The 19,487-nt window shown below is 40.7% G+C and carries 20 protein-coding genes and 2 pseudogenes; 21 read left to right on the top strand and 1 reads right to left on the bottom strand.

Going from position 1 to position 19,487, the window contains the following annotated elements:
- The first annotated feature begins 687 nt into the window (after positions 1-687).
- The 16 genes and pseudogenes from HMPREF2628_RS11000 to HMPREF2628_RS11245 all read left to right on the top strand — a co-directional run.
- A pseudogene (locus HMPREF2628_RS11000) lies at positions 688-901 on the top strand (hypothetical protein).
- 104 nt (positions 902-1,005) lie between these two features.
- On the top strand, positions 1,006-1,689 hold the full coding sequence (gene tsaB / locus HMPREF2628_RS01205; RefSeq protein ID WP_000865697.1) for a tRNA (adenosine(37)-N6)-threonylcarbamoyltransferase complex dimerization subunit type 1 TsaB: 684 nt from the start codon (positions 1,006-1,008) through the stop codon (positions 1,687-1,689).
- Entirely contained in the window at positions 1,686-2,123 is a 438-nt protein-coding gene (gene rimI, locus HMPREF2628_RS01200; RefSeq protein WP_070842094.1) for a ribosomal protein S18-alanine N-acetyltransferase, read from the top strand. The genes tsaB and rimI overlap by 4 nt, the downstream gene beginning before the upstream one ends.
- Entirely contained in the window at positions 2,113-3,123 is a 1,011-nt protein-coding gene (gene tsaD, locus HMPREF2628_RS01195) for a tRNA (adenosine(37)-N6)-threonylcarbamoyltransferase complex transferase subunit TsaD (RefSeq protein ID WP_070842093.1), read from the top strand. Before rimI ends, tsaD begins: the two co-directional genes overlap by 11 nt.
- A gap of 304 nt (positions 3,124-3,427) precedes the next feature.
- A complete protein-coding gene (locus HMPREF2628_RS01190) occupies positions 3,428-4,054 on the top strand; it encodes a hypothetical protein (protein ID WP_070842092.1) in 627 nt (208 codons plus the stop codon).
- An 89-nt stretch (positions 4,055-4,143) separates the two neighbouring features.
- Positions 4,144-4,749 carry a hypothetical protein gene (locus tag HMPREF2628_RS01185; RefSeq protein WP_070842149.1) on the top strand — a complete coding sequence of 202 codons (606 nt, stop codon included), beginning with the start codon at positions 4,144-4,146 and terminating at the stop codon, positions 4,747-4,749.
- Positions 4,750-5,005: 256 nt separating this feature from the next.
- Positions 5,006-5,701 carry an AzlC family ABC transporter permease gene (locus tag HMPREF2628_RS01180; protein WP_083320483.1) on the top strand — a complete coding sequence of 232 codons (696 nt, stop codon included), beginning with the start codon at positions 5,006-5,008 and terminating at the stop codon, positions 5,699-5,701.
- The gene (locus HMPREF2628_RS01175; protein WP_070842091.1) at positions 5,691-6,014 is read left to right on the top strand and encodes an AzlD domain-containing protein; all 324 of its coding nucleotides are present in this window, start codon (positions 5,691-5,693) and stop codon (positions 6,012-6,014) included. The genes HMPREF2628_RS01180 and HMPREF2628_RS01175 overlap by 11 nt, the downstream gene beginning before the upstream one ends.
- Positions 6,015-6,117: 103 nt before the next feature.
- On the top strand, positions 6,118-6,948 hold the full coding sequence (locus HMPREF2628_RS01170) for an amino acid ABC transporter substrate-binding protein (RefSeq protein ID WP_020901826.1): 831 nt from the start codon (positions 6,118-6,120) through the stop codon (positions 6,946-6,948).
- Between the two features lie 153 nt (positions 6,949-7,101).
- Entirely contained in the window at positions 7,102-7,956 is an 855-nt protein-coding gene (locus HMPREF2628_RS01165; protein WP_000694522.1) for a MetQ/NlpA family ABC transporter substrate-binding protein, read from the top strand.
- Between the two features lie 99 nt (positions 7,957-8,055).
- Positions 8,056-9,429, top strand: a complete 1,374-nt coding sequence (locus HMPREF2628_RS01160) for a M20 family metallopeptidase (RefSeq protein WP_070842090.1) — start codon at positions 8,056-8,058, stop codon at positions 9,427-9,429.
- Positions 9,422-10,483, top strand: a complete 1,062-nt coding sequence (locus HMPREF2628_RS01155) for a methionine ABC transporter ATP-binding protein (protein ID WP_000085666.1) — start codon at positions 9,422-9,424, stop codon at positions 10,481-10,483. The genes HMPREF2628_RS01160 and HMPREF2628_RS01155 overlap by 8 nt, the downstream gene beginning before the upstream one ends.
- Before the next feature lies 1 nt (position 10,484).
- A complete protein-coding gene (locus HMPREF2628_RS01150) occupies positions 10,485-11,177 on the top strand; it encodes a methionine ABC transporter permease (RefSeq protein ID WP_042751773.1) in 693 nt (230 codons plus the stop codon).
- Positions 11,178-11,397: 220 nt separating this feature from the next.
- Positions 11,398-12,177: an Rgg family transcriptional regulator gene (locus HMPREF2628_RS01145; protein WP_257375264.1), complete on the top strand. Its 780-nt coding sequence runs from the start codon at positions 11,398-11,400 to the stop codon at positions 12,175-12,177.
- A gap of 184 nt (positions 12,178-12,361) precedes the next feature.
- Positions 12,362-13,606 carry an MFS transporter gene (locus HMPREF2628_RS01140; RefSeq protein WP_049488544.1) on the top strand — a complete coding sequence of 415 codons (1,245 nt, stop codon included), beginning with the start codon at positions 12,362-12,364 and terminating at the stop codon, positions 13,604-13,606.
- 16 nt (positions 13,607-13,622) lie between these two features.
- Positions 13,623-14,014: pseudogene (locus HMPREF2628_RS11245) on the top strand (hypothetical protein); the annotation flags it as partial.
- Positions 14,015-14,043: 29 nt separating this feature from the next.
- Here HMPREF2628_RS11245 and HMPREF2628_RS01135 read toward each other — a convergent pair.
- Positions 14,044-14,613, bottom strand: a complete 570-nt coding sequence (locus HMPREF2628_RS01135) for an MptD family putative ECF transporter S component (protein ID WP_070842088.1) — start codon at positions 14,611-14,613, stop codon at positions 14,044-14,046.
- A 134-nt stretch (positions 14,614-14,747) separates the two neighbouring features.
- Here HMPREF2628_RS01135 and HMPREF2628_RS01130 point away from each other — a divergent pair, with 134 nt between their 5' ends.
- The 5 genes from HMPREF2628_RS01130 to nrdI all read left to right on the top strand — a co-directional run bounded on the left by HMPREF2628_RS01130 (position 14,748) and on the right by nrdI (position 19,440).
- Positions 14,748-15,362 (top strand): YesL family protein, encoded by a 615-nt coding sequence (locus HMPREF2628_RS01130; protein WP_049493892.1) that lies wholly within the window; start codon positions 14,748-14,750, stop codon positions 15,360-15,362.
- On the top strand, positions 15,340-17,010 hold the full coding sequence (locus tag HMPREF2628_RS01125; RefSeq protein WP_306425617.1) for a sensor histidine kinase: 1,671 nt from the start codon (positions 15,340-15,342) through the stop codon (positions 17,008-17,010). The genes HMPREF2628_RS01130 and HMPREF2628_RS01125 overlap by 23 nt, the downstream gene beginning before the upstream one ends.
- 11 nt (positions 17,011-17,021) lie before the next feature.
- Positions 17,022-18,308, top strand: a complete 1,287-nt coding sequence (locus tag HMPREF2628_RS01120) for a response regulator transcription factor (RefSeq protein ID WP_070842087.1) — start codon at positions 17,022-17,024, stop codon at positions 18,306-18,308.
- Positions 18,309-18,368: 60 nt separating this feature from the next.
- Positions 18,369-18,902 carry an ABC transporter permease gene (locus tag HMPREF2628_RS01115; protein ID WP_049493894.1) on the top strand — a complete coding sequence of 178 codons (534 nt, stop codon included), beginning with the start codon at positions 18,369-18,371 and terminating at the stop codon, positions 18,900-18,902.
- 73 nt (positions 18,903-18,975) lie between these two features.
- On the top strand, positions 18,976-19,440 hold the full coding sequence (gene nrdI / locus HMPREF2628_RS01110) for a class Ib ribonucleoside-diphosphate reductase assembly flavoprotein NrdI (protein ID WP_020901834.1): 465 nt from the start codon (positions 18,976-18,978) through the stop codon (positions 19,438-19,440).
- Positions 19,441-19,487 lie beyond the last annotated feature (47 nt).

Genomic DNA, 19,487 nt, shown 5'->3' with positions numbered 1-19,487 from the left:
CTTTGAAAAAAGAAAAAGCTCTTGAGAAATCTCGAGAGCAAATAAAAAGGCTGAGACAAAACTCGGGGATTTTCCTGGAGCAGTCCAGGTGGCAGCACCTCTACCTGAAGCGAATGCATCGCAACCTTTGAATGACTTGTCACCAAATCAAACTCGATCTCAGCCTTTACTTAATTCTATCATCTATGAGGCTAAGAAGTCAATCTATAAGTATAACGATGTAGAAATAGCAAGATGGAGTGGAGTGCTTACTAAAAGGCAAAGACAAGCACTTAATTTAAGAGTAAGCAAAAAGAGAGGACCAATGGTAGTCAGGGGTCTTTACAGCTCAAAGCTGAAGGCAGTCCCACACCCGTACCAGAAGTTGGTACCTTTGAACGCTCTGTTACCAGTCGTCCTACGTTATCCTCTCAATATTTATATTTTACTATAACTTACTGAGGGAATCAACTTTAAAAGCATCAAAAAGCTCCTGACCGAAGTCAAGAGCCATCTAACACTGGGGGCGAACTAATCAATCGCAATTCCAGTTCTTTAGAAACCAAAGTTTCAGGGATAGCACCGCAACCCGAAGAGTCAACGACTCAACCTGATTTTCCTACCAGTGTTGAATTACATTTTAACATTGATAGACCAACATAGTCAACAGTTTATATAAAAATAGGAATACCAAAAAGAGGATTAAGAATGCTTAGTTTGTTTGAATTTGCGATAGGGATTGGCCTCTTGGTGTTTATAGTCTTTGTAGCCTGTGTCTATGGGGGAATGCTCTGTTTGTACATCTGGGATACCGCAAAAAAAATTCCTTTGGAAGCTTGCTTTTGTGACGCTCTATTTAATTTTTCTCCTCCTTGTAACCTATGTCGTTTGGTTTGTATTTTACTTTGGATTAAATGCTTAGATGCCCTGCTCATGCTGGGGCATTTTTGTTTGGGGATAAAGAAAATTCCCATGTGCCAGCTTTTGTAGTATAATAGTAAGCAGACAAAAAGATAGGAATGTGTTATGAAAGTATTAGCTTTTGATACGTCCAGCAAGGCTCTTTCTCTCGCTATTTTAGAGGACAAGCAGGTTCTTGCCGAGACGACGATTAATATTAAGAAAAATCACAGTATTACCCTTATGCCTGCCATCGATTTTTTGATGGCAAGTTTGGATTGGACGCCCAAGGATTTGGATCGAATCGTGGTGGCGGAAGGACCAGGTAGCTACACAGGCTTGCGAATTGCGGTGGCAACTGCCAAAACTCTGGCTCATACTCTGAACATCGAGTTAGTTGGTATGTCTAGCCTCTTGGCTCTGGTACCCTACCAACAAGAAGGCTTGTTCGTCCCTTTGATGGATGCGCGTCGCAACAATGTTTACGCAGGATTTTATGAAAATGCCAAACCTGTCATGCCAGAAGCGCACCTGCCTTTTGAGCGAGTGATTGAGTTAATCAAGGGGGCTAGTCAGGTAACCTTTGTTGGAGAAGTTGGCCCCTTTGTGGAGCAGATTCAAGAACACTTGCCAAGGACTAATTACAAAGAAACCTTGCCAAATGCAGCCAATCTTGCTCTTTTGGCTTGGGACAAGGAAGCAGACTCCTTGCATGATTTTGTGCCGAATTACCTTAAACGTGTTGAGGCTGAGGAAAACTGGCTCAAGAACCACACCGAGTCTGGCGAGTCTTACATTAAACGCCTATGATAGAGATCAAACGAATCCAACAACAGCCTGACTTGGCTCAAGATATCTACGCTGTCATGGTAGCTGTTTACCCAGTCAGTCCTTGGACGCTGGAACAAATCCAAGCAGACCTGTCCCAAGATCAGACTTGGTATGCTCTGGCTTATGATGGGGCAGAAGTGATTGGATTTCTAGCTGTGCAGGAAAATATCTTTGAGGCAGAAATCCTGCAAATCGCTGTCAAAGGAGCCTATCAGGGTCAGGGAATTGCGTCAGTCTTGTTTGCTCAATTACCGACAGACAAGGAGATTTTCCTCGAAGTCAGAAAGTCAAATCAACGAGCGCAAGCATTTTACAAGAAAGAAAATATGGTAGTCATCGCTGAGCGAAAGGTCTACTACCATGATCCAGTCGAGGACGCCATTATCATGAAGAGAGAAATAGATGAAGGATAGATATATTTTAGCATTTGAGACATCCTGTGATGAGACCAGTGTCGCCGTCTTGAAAAACGACGATGAGCTCTTGTCCAATGTCATTGCTAGTCAAATTGAGAGTCACAAACGTTTTGGGGGCGTAGTGCCGGAAGTAGCCAGTCGTCACCATGTCGAGGTTATTACAGCCTGTATCGAGGAGGCGTTAGCCGAAGCAGGAATTACCGAAAACGATGTGACAGCTGTGGCTGTTACCTATGGACCGGGCTTGGTCGGAGCCTTGCTAGTTGGTTTGTCAGCTGCCAAGGCCTTTGCTTGGGCGCATGGACTTCCACTAATTCCCGTTAACCACATGGCTGGTCACCTCATGGCCGCTCAGAGTGTGGAGCCTTTGGAGTTTCCCTTGATAGCCCTCTTGGTCAGCGGTGGACACACAGAGTTGGTTTATGTTTCTGAGGCTGGTGACTACAAGATTGTTGGGGAAACGCGAGATGACGCGGTTGGTGAGGCCTATGATAAGGTCGGCCGTGTCATGGGCTTGACCTATCCTGCAGGTCGTGAGATTGATGAGCTAGCTCATCAGGGACAGGATATTTATGATTTTCCTCGTGCCATGATTAAGGAAGATAATCTGGAGTTTTCATTCTCAGGTTTGAAATCTGCCTTTATCAATCTTCACCACAATGCCGAGCAAAAGGGAGAAAGCTTGTCCACAGAGGATTTGTGTGCTTCCTTCCAAGCAGCTGTCTTGGATATTCTTATGGCAAAAACTAAGAAGGCTTTGGAGAAATACCCTGTTAAAACCCTTGTCGTGGCAGGTGGTGTGGCAGCCAATAAAGGTCTCAGAGAACGCCTAGCAACTGAAGTCACAGATGTCAATGTTATCATTCCACCTCTGCGGCTCTGCGGAGACAATGCAGGTATGATTGCCTATGCCAGCGTCAGCGAGTGGAACAAAGAAAATTTTGCAAGCTTGGACCTCAATGCCAAACCAAGCCTCGCTTTTGATACTATGGAATAAAATAGAGTCTGTCTGATTAGGATCAGTTGATTTTTTCTTCTATTTGGGTAGTGATCTCATATTTGCAGTCTTATTTAGAGCAACAAAGTTTATTTATTGGTCTATTGGACTGCATATAGTTTACATCGGCATTGGTCTTTAGATTCTTTTATCAATCATAAAAACAAAAGAACTGACTAGCTAAGTATTATAAATGAGACGGGTTTGTTAGTCTTTTTTATTATAACGGTTTGTTACTTACCCTTCACGAAATCCGACTCTATCAAAGTTTGTCAATCATAGAGTTTTTTAGTATAGTAGAAATATGAAATTTACAAAAATAATCAGTGGTTTGCTTTCTCTTGGAGTGATAATCTTATTTATAAAATCTTACCAAAATTTTAAAAATTTGGAATTTCCTAGTACGCAGTTAGTCATGTTTAAATCGCTTTCGTTTTATATGTCTGTAGAATCTTTTGAAAATACATTTGTAGCAGCTGACAAAGTCGTGGAAGAGGAGGAAATGGCCTATCGTGATACTTGGCGTGCAGAAGATCCGTATTTTTATAAAACAGGTCGCCTTTTCTACTATTACGAAAATATGAGATGGGAAGGCTATACTATCCGCGCAGATTTTACATTTTCAAAATGGCATACCTTGGAAGAAGCGAGGGCTTCTTTTCCTGTGACTTCAAAAATGGAACAGAAAGAACTACTTGGCAATCTATCGCAGGCTATAAAAACAGAAATTGAATCTTTACCAGACTATCAGTCTATGACAGTTGAAATGGTAGGACTAGATCAAGATTCTTATCAATATAAAGTCAAATTACAAGGGCAAACGGAGGATCTCTGGGTCGAGGTTTATTCGACAGAACTTGGATATCATGAAAAGCCTGAAGACAAGGAGTATGGGGTTGGGATTAGTCAATATCGGAGGCATGCATCGTAATCCTTTCCTTCTATACCATAGAATAAAGAGTCAGTTAATTGTTGACTCTTTTATCTTGGACAAATCCTAACCTTTTTTATAGTAGAAATATGAAATTTACAAAAATAATCAGTAGTTTGTTTGCTCTAGGAACTTTACTCATGTTGCTAACAGCTTGCTATAATTTTAAAAAGACACAACTGGTCTTGTTTGAATCACTTTCATTCAAAATGCCGCTTAAATCCTTTGAAGAAGTTTTTGGTGAGGCTAGCGAAGTGGTAGAAGAAACCGAGACGGGCTATCGAGATAGCTGGCATGCAGAAGACCCCTATTTTTATAAAACGGGACGCCTTTTCTATGATTACGAAAATATTGCTTTGAATAGTTATATAGGTCGAGCAAGATTCACATTTTCAAAATCACATCGCTTGGAAAAAGCGACAGTTCATATTCCTGTAACTTCAAAGGTGGAGCAACAAGTAGTGCTCAACAATCTATCCCAGACTATAAAAAAAGAAATTAAGGCTCTTCCGAATTTCCAATCTGTAACTACCGAGACGGTAGGACTATACGATGACGGCTATCGCTATAAAGTCAAGTTGAAAGGACAAAGGAGAGAATTCTGGATTGATGTTTATCCGACAGAAGATGAAGATACTAAAGAAATTGAAGATAAAAAGTATACTATTCGGGTGGATCAATTTAGAATGTATTAATAACACTGGGATTTCAGCATTTTTTACTAGCTCCAAGTTTCAGATTCAAAACTTTTTTCTCTTTCTTGAATGTGTTATAATAGTCCATGCTATGGCTGGAGCCTTTTCAGCCTACTTATACTCTTCGAAAATCAAATTAAAACCGCGTCAGCTTCTATCTGCAACCTCAAAACAATGTTTTGAGCAACCTGCGGCTAGCTTTCTAGTTTGCTCTTTGATTTTCATTGAGTATTATTAAGACAATATGAGGAGAAAGATGAAAGAAAAAGGATTTTGGGAGGGGGCGCAGGCAGCCATGCCAACGGCCCTGGGTTATGTCAGTATCGGACTGGCCTGTGGGATTATTGGTGCGCCCTATGTGACACCTGTTGAGATGGGCTTGATGAGCCTCTTTGTTTATGCTGGGAGTGCCCAGTTTGCCATGTTAGCCTTGATTGCGGTTCAAGCACCTGTGGTAGCTATTGCTATGACGGTCTTTTTGATTAATTTGCGTCTCTTTTTGTTGAGTTTGCATGCGTCAACCTATTTCCGTCATACTAGTCTCTGGCACAATATCGGTATGTCTAGTATCTTGACGGATGAGACTTATGGTGTTTTGATGGGCGAATTGGCCCATGCAGACAAGGTCAATCCTATGTGGATGCACGGAAACAATCTTAACAGCTATGTGGCTTGGTTTGTGGGAACAGTAGTCGGAACGGCTCTGGGTGGCCTGCTGCCAAATCCAGAGATCTTTGGATTAGATTTTGCCCTGGTTGGGATGTTCATTGGAATTTTTGCTTCGCAATTCCAGATTATGCAAAGACGGATTCCTGTCCGCAATCTGCTCATTATCCTAGCAGTTGTTGCGGTGTCCTTCTTTTCACTCTTGACAGTGGTGTCTCAGTCACTAGCTGTTCTGTTTGCGACGCTACTTGGTTGTACAATGGGGGTGGTTTTAGATGGTCAGTAAGTATCTTTTATTAGCAGTTATTTTCTCTGGCTTGGTGACCTGGATTCCCCGTATGATTCCCTTCATTTTAGTCAAGTATAAGGGTTTGCCTGCGATCGTTGAGCGTTTTTTGAAGTTCTTGCCCGTTTCTATTATCTTTGCCTTGATTCTTTCAAGCGTAGTGACAGGCAAGGTTGGTAGTCTTCCTCAAATCAAATGGCTGGACTTCTTAGCCATCTTTCCAACAGCTTGGGTAGCCTTTCGCTACCGCAATCTAGTCGGAACAGTTCTCTTCGGAGTGGTCTTGATTGCAGTCTTGCGTTTGGTCTTTTAAATGAGCCATAAAGAAAATTTATCACAGAGATAGATATCATATAATGGCGCAAATGCTCTTTTTCTGTTAAGATTATAAGGTATTCTATTTTGGAGGAAATGACATGAAAAAAATCGTTAAATACTCATCTCTTGCTGCTCTAGGACTTGTGGCTGCAGGTGTGCTAGCAGCTTGCTCAGGTGGTGCTAAGAAAGAAGGAGAAGCAGCTAGCAAGAAAGAAATTATCGTTGCAACCAATGCTTCACCAAAACCATTCAACTATGAAGAAAATGGTGAATTGACTGGTTATGAAATTGAAGTGGTTCGCGCTATCTTTAAAGACTCTGACAAGTATGATGTCAAGTTTGAGAAGACAGAGTGGTCAGGTGTCTTTGCAGGACTTGATGCTGACCGTTACCAAATGGCCGTTAACAACATCAGCTACACTAAAGAACGTGCTGAAAAATACCTTTACGCAGCGCCAACCGCTAAAAACCCTAACGTTCTTGTAGTGAAAAAAGATGATTCTAGCATCAAATCGCTTGATGATATCGGTGGAAAATCAACAGAAGTTGTTCAAGGGACAACATCTGCTAAACAGTTAGAAGACTACAACAAACAACACTCAGATAATCCAACTGTCCTTAACTATACTAGAGCTGACTTCCAACAAATCATGGGACGTTTGAGCGATGGCCAGTTTGACTACAAGATTTTTGATAAAATCGGTGTTGAAACAGTTATCAAGAACCAAGGTTTGGACAACTTGAAAGTTATCGAACTTCCAAGCGACCAACAACCTTACGTTTACCCACTTCTTGCCAAAGGTCAAGATGAGTTGAAAACATTTGTAGACAAACGCATCCAAGAACTCTACAAAGACGGAACCCTTGAAAAATTGTCTAAACAATTCTTCGGAGACACTTATCTACCAGCAGAAGCTGATATTAAATAATTTCTTGAAGTCATCCATTCTGAGTAAGGTGGGTGATTTCTCAATTTTTAGGGTTATAGTTTTAAACTATATATCTGGCTATCTAATAACAATTTGTGAAATCAAACAAATTGTGAGATACTAGTACGGTATTATTTTTAAGGAGAAAGAATCATGAAAATCAAAAAATGGCTTGGTGTAGCAGCCCTTGCTACAGTCGCAGGTTTGGCTCTTGCAGCTTGCGGAAACTCAGAAAAGAAAGCAGACAATGCAACAACTATCAAAATCGCAACGGTTAACCGTAGCGGTTCTGAAGAAAAACGTTGGGACAAAATCCAAGAATTAGTTAAAAAAGACGGTATCACTTTGGAATTTACAGAGTTCACAGACTACTCACAACCAAACAAGGCAACTGCTGATGGCGAAGTAGATTTGAACGCTTTCCAACACTATAACTTCTTGAACAACTGGAACAAAGAAAACGGAAAAGACCTTGTAGCGATTGCTGATACTTATATCTCTCCAATCCGTCTTTACTCAGGTTTGAATGGAAGTGACAACAAGTACACTAAAGTAGAAGACATCCCAGCAAACGGAGAAATCGCTGTACCAAACGACGCTACAAACGAAAGCCGTGCGCTTTACTTGCTTCAATCAGCTGGCTTGATTAAATTGGACGTTTCAGGAACTGCTCTTGCAACAGTTGCTAACATCAAAGAAAATCCAAAAAACTTGAAAATCACTGAATTGGACGCTAGCCAAACAGCTCGTTCATTGTCATCAGTTGACGCTGCCGTTGTAAACAATACCTTCGTTACAGAAGCAAAATTGGACTACAAGAAAGCACTTTTCAAAGAACAAGCTGATGAAAACTCAAAACAATGGTACAACATCATCGTTGCGAAAAAAGATTGGGAATCATCACCAAAAGCTGATGCTATCAAGAAAGTTGTTGCAGCTTACCACACAGATGACGTGAAAAAAGTTATCGAAGAAACATCAGACGGTTTGGATCAACCAGTTTGGTAATAAGAAACAGGGAGGTGGGAGAGAAAATTCCACCTCTTGCTTTTGTATAGAGCATGGATTGTAAAGAAGACTATAGGTTCATAGAAAGGTAGAGAGAATATGGTTTTTCCTAGTGAACAAGAACAGATTGAAAAATTTGAAAAGGATCATGTGGCCCAGCATTATTTTGAGGTTTTGCGTACCTTGATTTCTAAGAAGTCGGTCTTTGCCCAACAGGTGGGTCTCAAAGAAGTTGCCAACTATCTGGGTGAGATTTTTAAGCGTGTTGGGGCTGAAGTGGAGATTGATGAGACTTATACGGCGCCTTTTGTCATGGCACATTTCAAGAGTTCGCGTCCAGATGCCAAGACCCTGATTTTCTATAACCACTATGACACTGTGCCAGCGGATGGGGATCAGGTGTGGACAGAGGATCCCTTTACGCTTTCGGTCCGCAATGGTTTCATGTATGGGCGTGGGGTTGATGACGACAAGGGTCATATCACAGCTCGTTTGAGTGCTTTGAGAAAATACATGCAACACCATGATGACCTGCCTGTCAATATCAGTTTTATCATGGAGGGAGCGGAGGAATCAGCTTCGACAGACCTGGATAAGTATCTGGAAAAACATGCGGATAAACTCCGTGGGGCGGATTTGTTGGTCTGGGAACAAGGGACCAAAAATGCCTTGGAACAGCTAGAAATTTCTGGTGGAAATAAGGGGATTGTGACCTTTGATGCCAAGGTAAAAAGTGCTGATGTGGATATTCACTCTAGTTATGGTGGGGTTGTGGAATCAGCTCCCTGGTATCTCCTTCAAGCCTTACAGTCTCTTCGTGCAGCAGATGGCCGTATCTTGGTTGAAGGTTTGTACGAAAAAGTACAAGAGCCAAATGAACGAGAATTGGCCTTGGTGGATACCTATGCCCAACGAAATCCAGGGGAAATCAGTCAGATTTATGGTTTGGAATTGCCTCTCTTACAAGAGGACCGTGCAGCCTTCCTAAAACGTTTCTTTTTTGAGCCAGCTCTTAATATCGAAGGGATTCAGTCAGGTTATCAAGGGCAAGGAGTTAAAACAATTTTGCCAGCAGAAGCCAGCGCTAAGTTAGAAGTTCGTTTGGTTCCTGGCCTAGAACCGCATGATGTTCTGGAAAAAATTCGGAAACAGCTAGACAAAAATGGCTTTGATAAGGTAGAATTATACTATACCTTGGGAGAGATGAGCTATCGAAGCGATATGAGCGCGCCAGCCATTCTCAATGTGATCGAATTGGCCAAGAAATTCTATCCACAGGGCGTCTCAGTCTTGCCGACTACAGCGGGGACAGGGCCTATGCATACGGTCTTTGATGCCTTAGAGGTGCCCATGGTGGCCTTCGGTCTAGGAAATGCCAATAGCCGAGACCATGGTGGAGATGAAAACGTGCGAATCGCCGATTACTACACCCATATTGAATTAGTAGAGGAGCTGATTAGAAGCTATGAGTAGAGATATTATCAAGTTAGATCAGATTGATGTGACTTTTCACCAAAAGAAGAGAACTATCACAGCGGTCAAGGATGTGACCATTCACATCCAAGAAGGAGATATCTACGGAATCGTTGGATATTCTGGAGCAGGGAAATCAACCCTTGTACGGGTGATTAACCTCTTGCAAAAACCATCTGCAGGGAAAATTACCATTGACGACGATGTGATTTTTGATGGTAAGGTGACCTTGACGGCAGAGCAGTTGCGTCGTAAACGTCAAGATATCGGGATGATTTTCCAGCATTTTAACCTGATGAGTCAAAAGACAGCAGAGGAGAATGTAGCCTTTGCCCTCAAACACTCTGGACTCAGCAAGGAAGAAAAGAAGGCTAAAGTAGCCAAGTTGTTGGACTTGGTTGGCTTGGCAGACCGTGCTGAAAACTATCCTTCACAACTATCTGGAGGGCAAAAACAGCGTGTAGCTATTGCGCGTGCCTTAGCAAATGATCCAAAAATCTTGATTTCAGACGAGTCAACTTCTGCCCTTGACCCTAAGACAACCAAGCAGATTTTGGCCTTGTTGCAAGATTTGAACCAAAAATTAGGCTTGACGGTTGTCTTGATTACGCATGAAATGCAGATTGTCAAAGACATTGCCAACCGTGTGGCAGTTATGCAGGATGGGCATTTGATTGAAGAGGGCAGTGTGCTTGAAATCTTCTCAGACCCTAAACAACCTTTGACTCAAGACTTTATCTCAACAGCTACAGGTATTGACGAAGCCATGGTCAAAATCGAGAAGCAAGAAATCGTGGAACATCTGTCTGAAAACAGTCTCTTGGTCCAACTCAAGTATGCAGGTGCTTCAACAGATGAGCCACTTTTGAATGAATTGTACAAACATTACCAAGTGACGGCTAATATCCTTTATGGAAATATCGAAATTCTCGATGGCACTCCTGTTGGGGAATTAGTGGTGGTCTTGTCAGGTGAAAAAGCAGCGCTAGCAGGTGCCCAAGAAGCCATTCGTCAAGCGGGTGTGCAGCTAAAAGTATTGAAGGGAGGACAGTAAGATGGAATCATTGATTCAAACCTATTTACCAAATGTCTATAAAATGGGTTGGGCTGGTCAAGCAGGCTGGGGAACAGCCATCTACCTAACTCTTTATATGACAGTTCTTTCCTTCATCATCGGAGGTTTCTTGGGGCTTGTTGCAGGTCTCTTCCTTGTCTTGACAGCGCCAGGTGGTGTCTTGGAAAATAAAGTCGTTTTCTGGATTTTAGACAAAATTACCTCTATTTTCCGTGCGGTGCCATTTATCATTCTCTTGGCAGTCTTGTCCCCCTTCTCACACCTAATCGTAGGGACAAGTATCGGGCCCAATGCGGCTATTGTACCCCTATCTTTTGCGGTCTTTGCCTTCTTTGCCCGTCAAGTTCAGGTTGTCTTGGTTGAATTGGATGGTGGTGTCATTGAGGCGGCTCAAGCTAGCGGAGCGACCTTCTGGGATATCGTAGGTGTTTACCTATCAGAAGGTCTTCCAGATTTGATCCGTGTGACGACAGTGACCTTGATTTCCCTTGTTGGTGAAACAGCTATGGCCGGTGCGGTTGGAGCTGGTGGTATCGGTAACGTAGCCATCGCTTATGGATTTAACCGCTACAATCACGATGTGACCATCCTGGCAACCATAATTATCATTTTGATTATCTTTGCAATCCAATTCTTGGGAGATTTCTTGACCAAGAAATTGAGCCATAAATAAAAAGAGCTAGGCCATCTGTACATCAATTCATAGGAGTTGTCGTTATAGTCAAGACTTAAAATTCTCTGTACTAGTTGCTATCAACCGTTACTTTTAAGAGTAAGAGAGTTAAGAATTGTGGGGAGTCAATATGCAAAATCTGGGAGAAGTTTTTAAAGAATTGAGAAAGAGTCGGAATATATCTCTCCAGGAGGCGACGGGAGGAGAGTTTACTTATTCCATGCTGAGCAAATTTGAGCGTGGAGAAGCAGATTTATCCTCTATGAAATTGATTACTGCCTTAGATAACATCCACTCTGACTTGAATGAATTTATGTACTTGGTACGTGGTTTTTCTCAGAAACAGATTTTGGCTTTTCAAGAAAATCTCTGGGAACTATATGACAGAGAAGGGATTGATTCTCTCCAATCCTTGTATGAAGAGACGACTAAAAAGTACAGATCAAGTGCTAAAACAAGCTATCTTTTACAAATGATTCGTATCAAAAGCCTTCTTGTGTTTTTTGATTCAGAAATACGAGCAACGGATGAAGAACTGACTTTTCTCTATGACTATTTTTTTACTATTGATATCTGGGGAAATTATGAATTAGAACTATTTTCAACGATTTCTACTTTGTTCCCTCTGCCCCTCTATTTTAAATATTCTAGGGAGATGTTGCAAAAGACGGATTTATTAGGCTCTTTACCTAGTAACAAAGTCACTATTGATACCATTTTAATTAATGGACTCTTTAAAGCGATAGAGGAAAAGGATAAATTAAAAGCAGACTATTTTACCTTTCAGGTTGAAAACCGCGATTTACCAGAATCTGAAGCTTATCTTAAAATCATTTATATGATTGCTAAAGGGTATTATGATACTATTTTTAAAGTAGAAAATAAGGGGCTTGAAAAAATCCAAAGAGGCATTACAATCTTACAAGATTTAGAGTATGTAGATGGTGCAAGATACTATGAAAACTATTTTGCAAGTCAGCTCTCGAATAAAGATTTGTAATATATTCCAATTACATCGACTGATGAAAAATAAATGGGTTTGTAGATGGAGTGATAAATAGCAGTATCTAGGAGCTAGAGTTCCTATTTTCAGAAAAAATATATTACAAAAAAGTGGGGAGTCCCGCTTTTTTTGTTAGACTGAATTCAATAGAATACTCTTTGAAATGTGAGAAAGGCCTGTTATGAAACTATTCTTAAGACATCATTTATTTAGAATACTGACCTTATCAAGGTTTTTGAGCTCAAGTGGAGCTTATATTTATAATCTGGTATTTATCGTTTATGCTGCGAGTCTACCCTTTAAAAATATAGCTGTATTTATGGCGAATATGATTACGATTTTACCTTTCCTATTTACTTTTTATGTTGGGATTAAGGCTGATCATACTCGGAATAAAGCAGGGACAATTATCTGGGTTGGTTGTGTGCAAAGTCTACTATTTCTTTTGATTGCTAGTGTGATTCATGACCAGAACTTCGTAACGTTTGCTTTTATCTGTATGGTTAACATCTGTTCGGATATTTTATCGGATTATACAGCAGGCCTTCGTATGCCGATTATCCAGCATAATATTTCGGAAGATAAGCTCTATGAAGCTTATTCCTTTACTCAGTTTGTTTCCTATTTATCAAATCTAGGAGGTCAAGCCTTAGGAGTATGGTTACTCACAACCAGTCATCAAAATTTTTCTTTTGTTGCAATTGTGAACGCTGGCTTCTTTTTACTATCTTCTCTTATTTTGTTCAAAAATAGAAGAGAATTGACGTATTTGTCTGTAAGTGTAGAGGATAAGTCGATTAGTTTACTCCAACAAGTTAAGGCAATCTATGCGGACATGGATGATATCTTTAGGCAGAGAGAAAGTAAATCATTGTTTAAAATGATCCTTGTCATTTTGGTAATGAATACTTTGGGAGGAGCTATTGGAGGTATTTATCACTTTTATTTATTAGACCATACTATCTATCATCTCAGCTATGCTCAAGCCCTATTTTTAATTGAATGTGTTAGCTTGGGAGGAGCTATTCTTGGTAGCCTAACTCCCCATGATTATTTTGGGAAATTGTCTTTTTCAAGCTTGTTATCGCTCAATGCAATTCTGTTTGTCTTGCTGGATACTGCTAATATTTTAGAGTTTTCTCCTCTAGTAGGTGTTGCCTGCTTAGCCTTTGTCATGTATTTGATGTCGAAATCAATGCCTAAATTAGATACTCTGTTACTGTCTAATTTGAGTGCGGATGTATTAGCTAGAAGTAATAATCTCTTGAGTATGATTTTTTCCCTAACATTACCCTTGGGAATGTCTGTATTTTCCTTCTTAGCTTTACAAGATATCAGACTTTGTTGGTGGGTGTTTTTGGTAGTGAGTGTGATAGGGCTGATTTTATCCCTAGAAAAAGGAAGTTTTTCAGGTAAAAAATTTTAACCTAGGAAGCTCAAGCTTACTAGAAGACCTTCCAGATGTGATTCGTGTGACGACTGTAACCTTGATTTCCCTTGTTGGGGAAACAGCTATGGCCGGGGCAGTTGGAACTGGTGGTATGGGTAACGTAGCCATCGCTTATGGATTTATACTCTTCGAAAATCTCTTCAAACTACGTCAGCGTTGCCTTGCCGTAGGTATATGTAACTGACTTCGTCAGTCTTATCTACAACCTCAAAGCAGTGCTTTGAGCAACCTGCGGCTAACTTCCTAGTTTGCTCTTTGATTTTCATTGAGTATTAACCGCTACAATCACGATGTGACCATCTTGGCAACCATCATTATCATTTTGATTATCTTTGCAATCCAATTCTTGGGAGATTTCTTGACTAAGTCTTGAGCCATAAATAAAAAAGAGCCGTGTGGCTCTTTTTTAGTAATCAGATTTTCTGCGCAAATTTTTTACTCAAGGCTTGTCCAATCAAAGCACCTAATAGGGCTCCGATGACAATACTTGCGATAAATAGAAGGATGGTTCCAGGGTTTGGCGCAACCATGATACGGTCGATATATTCTTGGGATTTTCCTCTTGCTAGAAGGGTTGCCATATAGGCTTTGGGCGCAATCCACATGATTAGGATTGGTCCTGATGTGCTAAAAGCAAAGAGAATGAAAGAAAGGAAGTTCTTTGTTTGGTCCTTGTATTTTCCGAGCTTAGCTACTGCATCTGCTAGGAGACCACAGATAATTCCAGGAAGGAAGGCACCGGCACCGTGTTTAGTTCCCAAGAAAAAGAGGGCAATGACAAGGCCGATAGTGGTAATGGCTCCAAAGCGCGGAACTTTTGCGACTAGGATCATATAGACGCTACCGCCGAAAAGGGCAGTAAAGGCAGGCGCATAAAACATGTTTCCAGCTTGGTCAAAGAAATTGCCCAAAAGGACACCAATCCCCATGCAGAGGAAGTAAAGAACTGCAAAAAGCAGTGTAGTTAAGATAGATTTTTTCATGAATTGTCTCCTGATAATTTTTTCACAATTCTCATTGTACCACGGTTTTATGGGATTGTAAATGGATACTAGAAGTTTTTGAAAACGCTTGAAATATGATATAATAGTTTCATAGTTATTTTTAGGGGGATATCATGGGTAGATTTTTAGACTTTGTCTTTAATCGTTTCTTTTTAGGGATGATTGCGACAGCCTTCTTTTGGCTATTAACCTTGGTAGGAGGGATTATCCTTGGTCTAGCGCCGGCTAGTGCCACCTTGATGAGCCTATATGCAGAACATGGTTACAGCTTTCGGGAATACAGTTTGAAGGAGGCGTGGTCTCTTTATAAGCAAAATTTCGTCTCAAGCAATCTGATTTTCTATAGCTTTTTAGGGGTGGATCTAGTTTTGGTCTATGGCCTGTATCTCTTGGTTCAATTGCCTCATCAGACTATTATTCATTTGATTGCGACCTTTTTGAATGTTCTAGTAGTTGCCCTGCTGTTTTTGGCTTATACAGTATCTTTGAAATTACAAGTTTATTTTGACTTGTCTTATCGAAATAGTCTCAAACTATCCTTGATTGGCATCTTTATGAGCTTAGCGCCTGTGGCCAAGGTTCTCCTTGGGACAGTGCTACTTGTGGCAATTGGTTACTATATGCCTGCCCTACTTTTCTTTGTAGGAATTGGGATGTGGCATTTCTTTATCAGTGATATGTTGGAACCGGTCTATGAAAGTATCCATGAAAAATTGGCGACAAAATAGAATGAAGCAGTTTTGGCTACATACGCTTCTAAGAACCTACAGTTCAGTTATGATGATTATTATTGCGAGTTTTGCAATCTTACTCTCTTACGCTGACTGGGATTCACGGGAAAAGGAAGCCCAGAGAGTAGCCCAACGTGTAACCACTCGAACAGTCGATGAGGTAGAGTATTATTATCGCGAGTCAGCCCAGCTAGCGCAAGATTTGGTAGCCAATCAAGACCGGATACAAGGGGTTTATAAGTACTTTAGCTTGTCAACTTCTGAGTATTTTTATTGGCTGTTGGAGCATCAAGCAGCTTCGTCAACTTCTATTTCTCTGTATGAAAACATTGATGATCTTTATGTCCAAAATGACTCTATAACGGGTGTTGCAATCGTCTTGCAGGATTTTAAAGAAGTTTATGTTTCAACAAGGGATAAAAGAAGTGGTCATGTCTTGCCAGCTGAGGCCTTTAAACCAGAGGCCAATAGTTTTGGAATTCCAGTTCTGGATCCAGCAACGGATCAATCTATAGGAGTGATATACATCTCCTTGGATCCAGAAGTTTTATATCATGCCATTGACAATACCCGAGGTCATATTCCGATGGCTGTTACTGTGACATCACCATTTGATACGGAGATTTTTCATATTGGTGAGAGGGTCAATAGGGAACATGAGAACTGGTTTGTTGGTATGACTTCTCATGGATATCAGGTTCAGGTGGCAGTTCCTAAAAACTTTGTTTTACAAGGAACAGTTGCCAGCTCTGCTTTGATTGTGGGTTTGAGCCTTCTCTTTATTGTCATTCTCTATCTGACTTTGAGGAAGACTTTTTCAAATTATCAAAAGCAGGTAGTGGATTTAGTGGATTCCATCCAAGCTATTGCCCAAGGAGAGGAAGGTCTTCGTATTGACACACTTGAAAAGGATCAGGAATTGCTCCTAATCGCGGAGACGACCAATGATATGTTGGATCGATTGGAAAAGAATATCCATGATATTTATCAGTTAGAGCTTAGTCAAAAAGATGCCAATATGCGGGCCTTGCAGGCGCAAATCAACCCTCACTTCATGTACAATACGCTGGAGTTCTTGCGCATGTACGCAGTCATGCAAAGTCAAGATGAGTTGGCAGATATCATTTATGAGTTCAGTAGCCTGTTGCGTAATAATATTTCGGACGAAAGAGAAACTCTTCTCAAGCAGGAATTAGAATTTTGTCGTAAATATAGTTATCTTTGCATGGTTCGTTATCCCAAGTCCATTGCCTATGGTTTCAAGATAGACCCAGAGTTAGAGAATATGAAGATTCCTAAGTTTACCTTACAACCGCTGGTAGAAAATTATTTCGCGCATGGTGTTGACCACAGACGGACAGATAATGTGATTAGCATCAAGGCGCTTAAACAGGCTGGTTTTGTAGAAATTTTGGTGGTAGATAATGGCCGTGGAATGTCGACTGAAAAGCTGGTCGATATCCGAGAAAAGTTAAGGCAGAGACATTTTGAACACCAAGCCAGTTATAGTGAACAAAAGCAGTCTATCGGGATTGTCAATGTCCATGAGCGTTTTGTGCTCTATTTTGGGGATCGCTATGCCATTACTATAGAGTCTGCGGAGCAAGCAGGTGTTCAGTATCGTATTACAATTCAAGATGAGTAGAAAGGGAGAAAATGTATAAAGTATTATTAGTAGATGATGAGTACATGGTGACAGAAGGTCTGAAACGTTTGATTCCTTTTGATAAGTGGGATATGGAGGTCGTCGCAACAGCCAGTCATGCCGATGAAGCCCTAGAATATGTTCAGAAAAATCCCGTCGATGTAGTCATTTCCGATGTCAATATGCCCGACAAAACAGGGCTTGATATGATTCGGGAGATGAAAGAAATCTTACCAGATGCTGCCTATATCCTGCTCTCAGGTTATCAGGAGTTTGATTATGTAAAAAGAGCAATGAACCTTAGTGTGGTGGACTATCTGGTCAAACCTGTTGATAAGGTAGAGTTGGGAAATCTGCTGGAGAAGATTGCAGGTCAGCTCGGCGAGAGAGAAAAGAAAAGTCAGACCCTCAGTCAAGATTTAGACGAGGCTGGATTTGTTAGTTATCTAGGAGGTAAGGAGAATTGGTGGATAGGCCTATCCAAGGAGAAACAAGGCTCTTTCACCATTCCCTACTATGTCTTGGGTCAAGACTGGCAGATTTTCATTTCTGACCAACCCCTAGATGGTTTAGTCGTTACTCCCTTTGAAGCTCCCTATCAAGAACACTTTGAACGCTGGAAGCTGAATGCTGAGAAAGCCCTCTTTTACGGCTCTGTAAATCTACAACGGTCTGAGAGTCTCTTTGCCTACTACGAACCGATTTATAGGGTTATCATTCAGGGGAATCTCAATCAAATCGTAGAAGAGTTAAATCTCTTGGAGAAGGTGGTTCTTGAAAATACGCCGCGTGTTCCGATTACCAAACAGCTTTTTATCCAGTTTGTCATGGATGTCTTTCATTTGTTTGAACATCTAAAGGCTGATGATTTGACGGATATTGTCAAAACGATTCATGCTATTCAAACCTTCGATGAATTGGTTCCTTATATCAAGGAAACTCTGACTCGATTCTTTGGGCAATATCGTATGAATGAAAATGTGGTTAGTGTGCTAGAAGTCATTGGGCGTGATTATCAGAAAGAACTTTCTCTCAAGGATATCAGTAAGGATCTCTTTATCAATCCTGTCTATCTGGGGCAGTTGATTAAGCGAGAAACCAATTCGACCTTCGCAGAGCTTTTAAACAAACAACGCATTAAGGCTGCTCAGCAACTTTTACTTTCAACCAGTGACAGTATCGAAGATATTTGTTATGCTGTTGGTTACAGTAATGTTGGATATTTCTATAAAGTGTTCCGAAAATTGTGCGGAAAATCGCCAAAAGCCTACCGAAAACAGGTGGAAACCACACTATAATATTTGTATCCCTTTACAAAAAGTGCTATAATATCGATAATAATATCAGGAGGTTCTATTATGAAAAAGAAACCAATCTATCTATGGGTATTACTGATTTTTTCAGCCTTACTCTCAGCAATGTCACTATTTGGAATCATATCTCCAGTACCTACTGCGGAGGCTATGAACAATCTAGAAACATCAGCATCAGGTGTTAATGCTACTTATGCTAAGGAGCTCGTTGCTTACACCATTAAGGTATCGGAGCATGGTCATTCTATCTTCAACATTCTCTTGGTTGTCTTATCTGTTATTCTGGTGGTTGTGTCTTTGGTTTTCCTTGTTCGTAAAAACATCCAATTGGCTAACTACACTTATCTTGCTTATGTCTTCGTTGCCATCGTTGGTTCTATCTACAACTTTATCGGCGTTCAGGATGCGGTTTTACTTTTTACAGACCCTAACATCCGTATGGGAGCGGAGCTTGGTGCCAAAGGTTCTGCTATTTTTGGGATCGTACTTAATGTTATCTTCCTAGCAATCGTCTTCTATAAAATGTGGCGTCAGCAAAAAGAATTGACAGAAACTCAAGAAGAGGAAGAACTTGCCTAAGAGTTGACAAAGCATAACTATCAAGATACAATCTTGGTAGTTATTTTTTATGATTTAAAAAAAGGAGGAGAACATGAAAAAAGTTTCCTTGGTCTACATCAGTCTGAGTGGAAATACGGAGAGTTTTGTGACGCGCTTGAAAGACTATCTCTTGTCCCAGTACGAGGGAATTGAGGTTCAAAAGATTCATATCAAGGATTTGGTCAAAGAAGGCCAAGATTTCTATGAAATGGACCATCCCTATGTTGCTTTTTTGCCGACTTACCTAGAAGGTGGGAATGGCGTGGATAACGGAGATGTCGAGATTTTGACGACACCAGTGGGAGATTTTATCGCCTATGGTGACAATGCTAGTAAGTGTTTTGGTGTGGTTGGTTCAGGAAATCGTAACTTTAATAACCAATACTGCCTGACAGCCAAGCAATATAGTCAACGTTTTGGCTTCCCTGTATTGGCTGATTTTGAAATGCGAGGTATGCTGGGAGATATCAAACGTGTCGCAGCTATTATCGCAGATTTGTATGAGTTGGAAAGTTAAGCTGAAACCAATCTTTCAATCATTAGAAGAAAGAACTTATTATATCC

Source organism: Streptococcus sp. HMSC063B03, from assembly GCF_001836965.1.
In the GTDB taxonomy this organism is placed as follows: domain Bacteria; phylum Bacillota; class Bacilli; order Lactobacillales; family Streptococcaceae; genus Streptococcus; species Streptococcus pneumoniae_F.
The sequence above is the reverse complement of the archived record's forward strand: the minus strand, read 5'-3'. Positions and strand labels throughout refer to the sequence as shown.

What these genes read in the sequence shown, in the direction of transcription:
- tsaB (WP_000865697.1), top strand. Translation starts at nt 1,006, where the DNA reads ATGAAAGTATTAGCTTTTGATACGTCCAGCAAGGCTCTTTCTCTCGCT.
- rimI (WP_070842094.1), top strand. Translation starts at nt 1,686, where the DNA reads ATGATAGAGATCAAACGAATCCAACAACAGCCTGACTTGGCTCAAGAT.
- tsaD (WP_070842093.1), top strand. Translation starts at nt 2,113, where the DNA reads ATGAAGGATAGATATATTTTAGCATTTGAGACATCCTGTGATGAGACC.
- HMPREF2628_RS01190 (WP_070842092.1), top strand. Translation starts at nt 3,428, where the DNA reads ATGAAATTTACAAAAATAATCAGTGGTTTGCTTTCTCTTGGAGTGATA.
- HMPREF2628_RS01185 (WP_070842149.1), top strand. Translation starts at nt 4,144, where the DNA reads ATGAAATTTACAAAAATAATCAGTAGTTTGTTTGCTCTAGGAACTTTA.
- HMPREF2628_RS01180 (WP_083320483.1), top strand. Translation starts at nt 5,006, where the DNA reads ATGAAAGAAAAAGGATTTTGGGAGGGGGCGCAGGCAGCCATGCCAACG.
- HMPREF2628_RS01175 (WP_070842091.1), top strand. Translation starts at nt 5,691, where the DNA reads ATGGTCAGTAAGTATCTTTTATTAGCAGTTATTTTCTCTGGCTTGGTG.
- HMPREF2628_RS01170 (WP_020901826.1), top strand. Translation starts at nt 6,118, where the DNA reads ATGAAAAAAATCGTTAAATACTCATCTCTTGCTGCTCTAGGACTTGTG.
- HMPREF2628_RS01165 (WP_000694522.1), top strand. Translation starts at nt 7,102, where the DNA reads ATGAAAATCAAAAAATGGCTTGGTGTAGCAGCCCTTGCTACAGTCGCA.
- HMPREF2628_RS01160 (WP_070842090.1), top strand. Translation starts at nt 8,056, where the DNA reads ATGGTTTTTCCTAGTGAACAAGAACAGATTGAAAAATTTGAAAAGGAT.
- HMPREF2628_RS01155 (WP_000085666.1), top strand. Translation starts at nt 9,422, where the DNA reads ATGAGTAGAGATATTATCAAGTTAGATCAGATTGATGTGACTTTTCAC.
- HMPREF2628_RS01150 (WP_042751773.1), top strand. Translation starts at nt 10,485, where the DNA reads ATGGAATCATTGATTCAAACCTATTTACCAAATGTCTATAAAATGGGT.
- HMPREF2628_RS01145 (WP_257375264.1), top strand. Translation starts at nt 11,398, where the DNA reads ATGCTGAGCAAATTTGAGCGTGGAGAAGCAGATTTATCCTCTATGAAA.
- HMPREF2628_RS01140 (WP_049488544.1), top strand. Translation starts at nt 12,362, where the DNA reads ATGAAACTATTCTTAAGACATCATTTATTTAGAATACTGACCTTATCA.
- HMPREF2628_RS01135 (WP_070842088.1), bottom strand. Translation starts at nt 14,613, where the DNA reads ATGAAAAAATCTATCTTAACTACACTGCTTTTTGCAGTTCTTTACTTC.
- HMPREF2628_RS01130 (WP_049493892.1), top strand. Translation starts at nt 14,748, where the DNA reads ATGGGTAGATTTTTAGACTTTGTCTTTAATCGTTTCTTTTTAGGGATG.
- HMPREF2628_RS01125 (WP_306425617.1), top strand. Translation starts at nt 15,340, where the DNA reads ATGAAAAATTGGCGACAAAATAGAATGAAGCAGTTTTGGCTACATACG.
- HMPREF2628_RS01120 (WP_070842087.1), top strand. Translation starts at nt 17,022, where the DNA reads ATGTATAAAGTATTATTAGTAGATGATGAGTACATGGTGACAGAAGGT.
- HMPREF2628_RS01115 (WP_049493894.1), top strand. Translation starts at nt 18,369, where the DNA reads ATGAAAAAGAAACCAATCTATCTATGGGTATTACTGATTTTTTCAGCC.
- nrdI (WP_020901834.1), top strand. Translation starts at nt 18,976, where the DNA reads ATGAAAAAAGTTTCCTTGGTCTACATCAGTCTGAGTGGAAATACGGAG.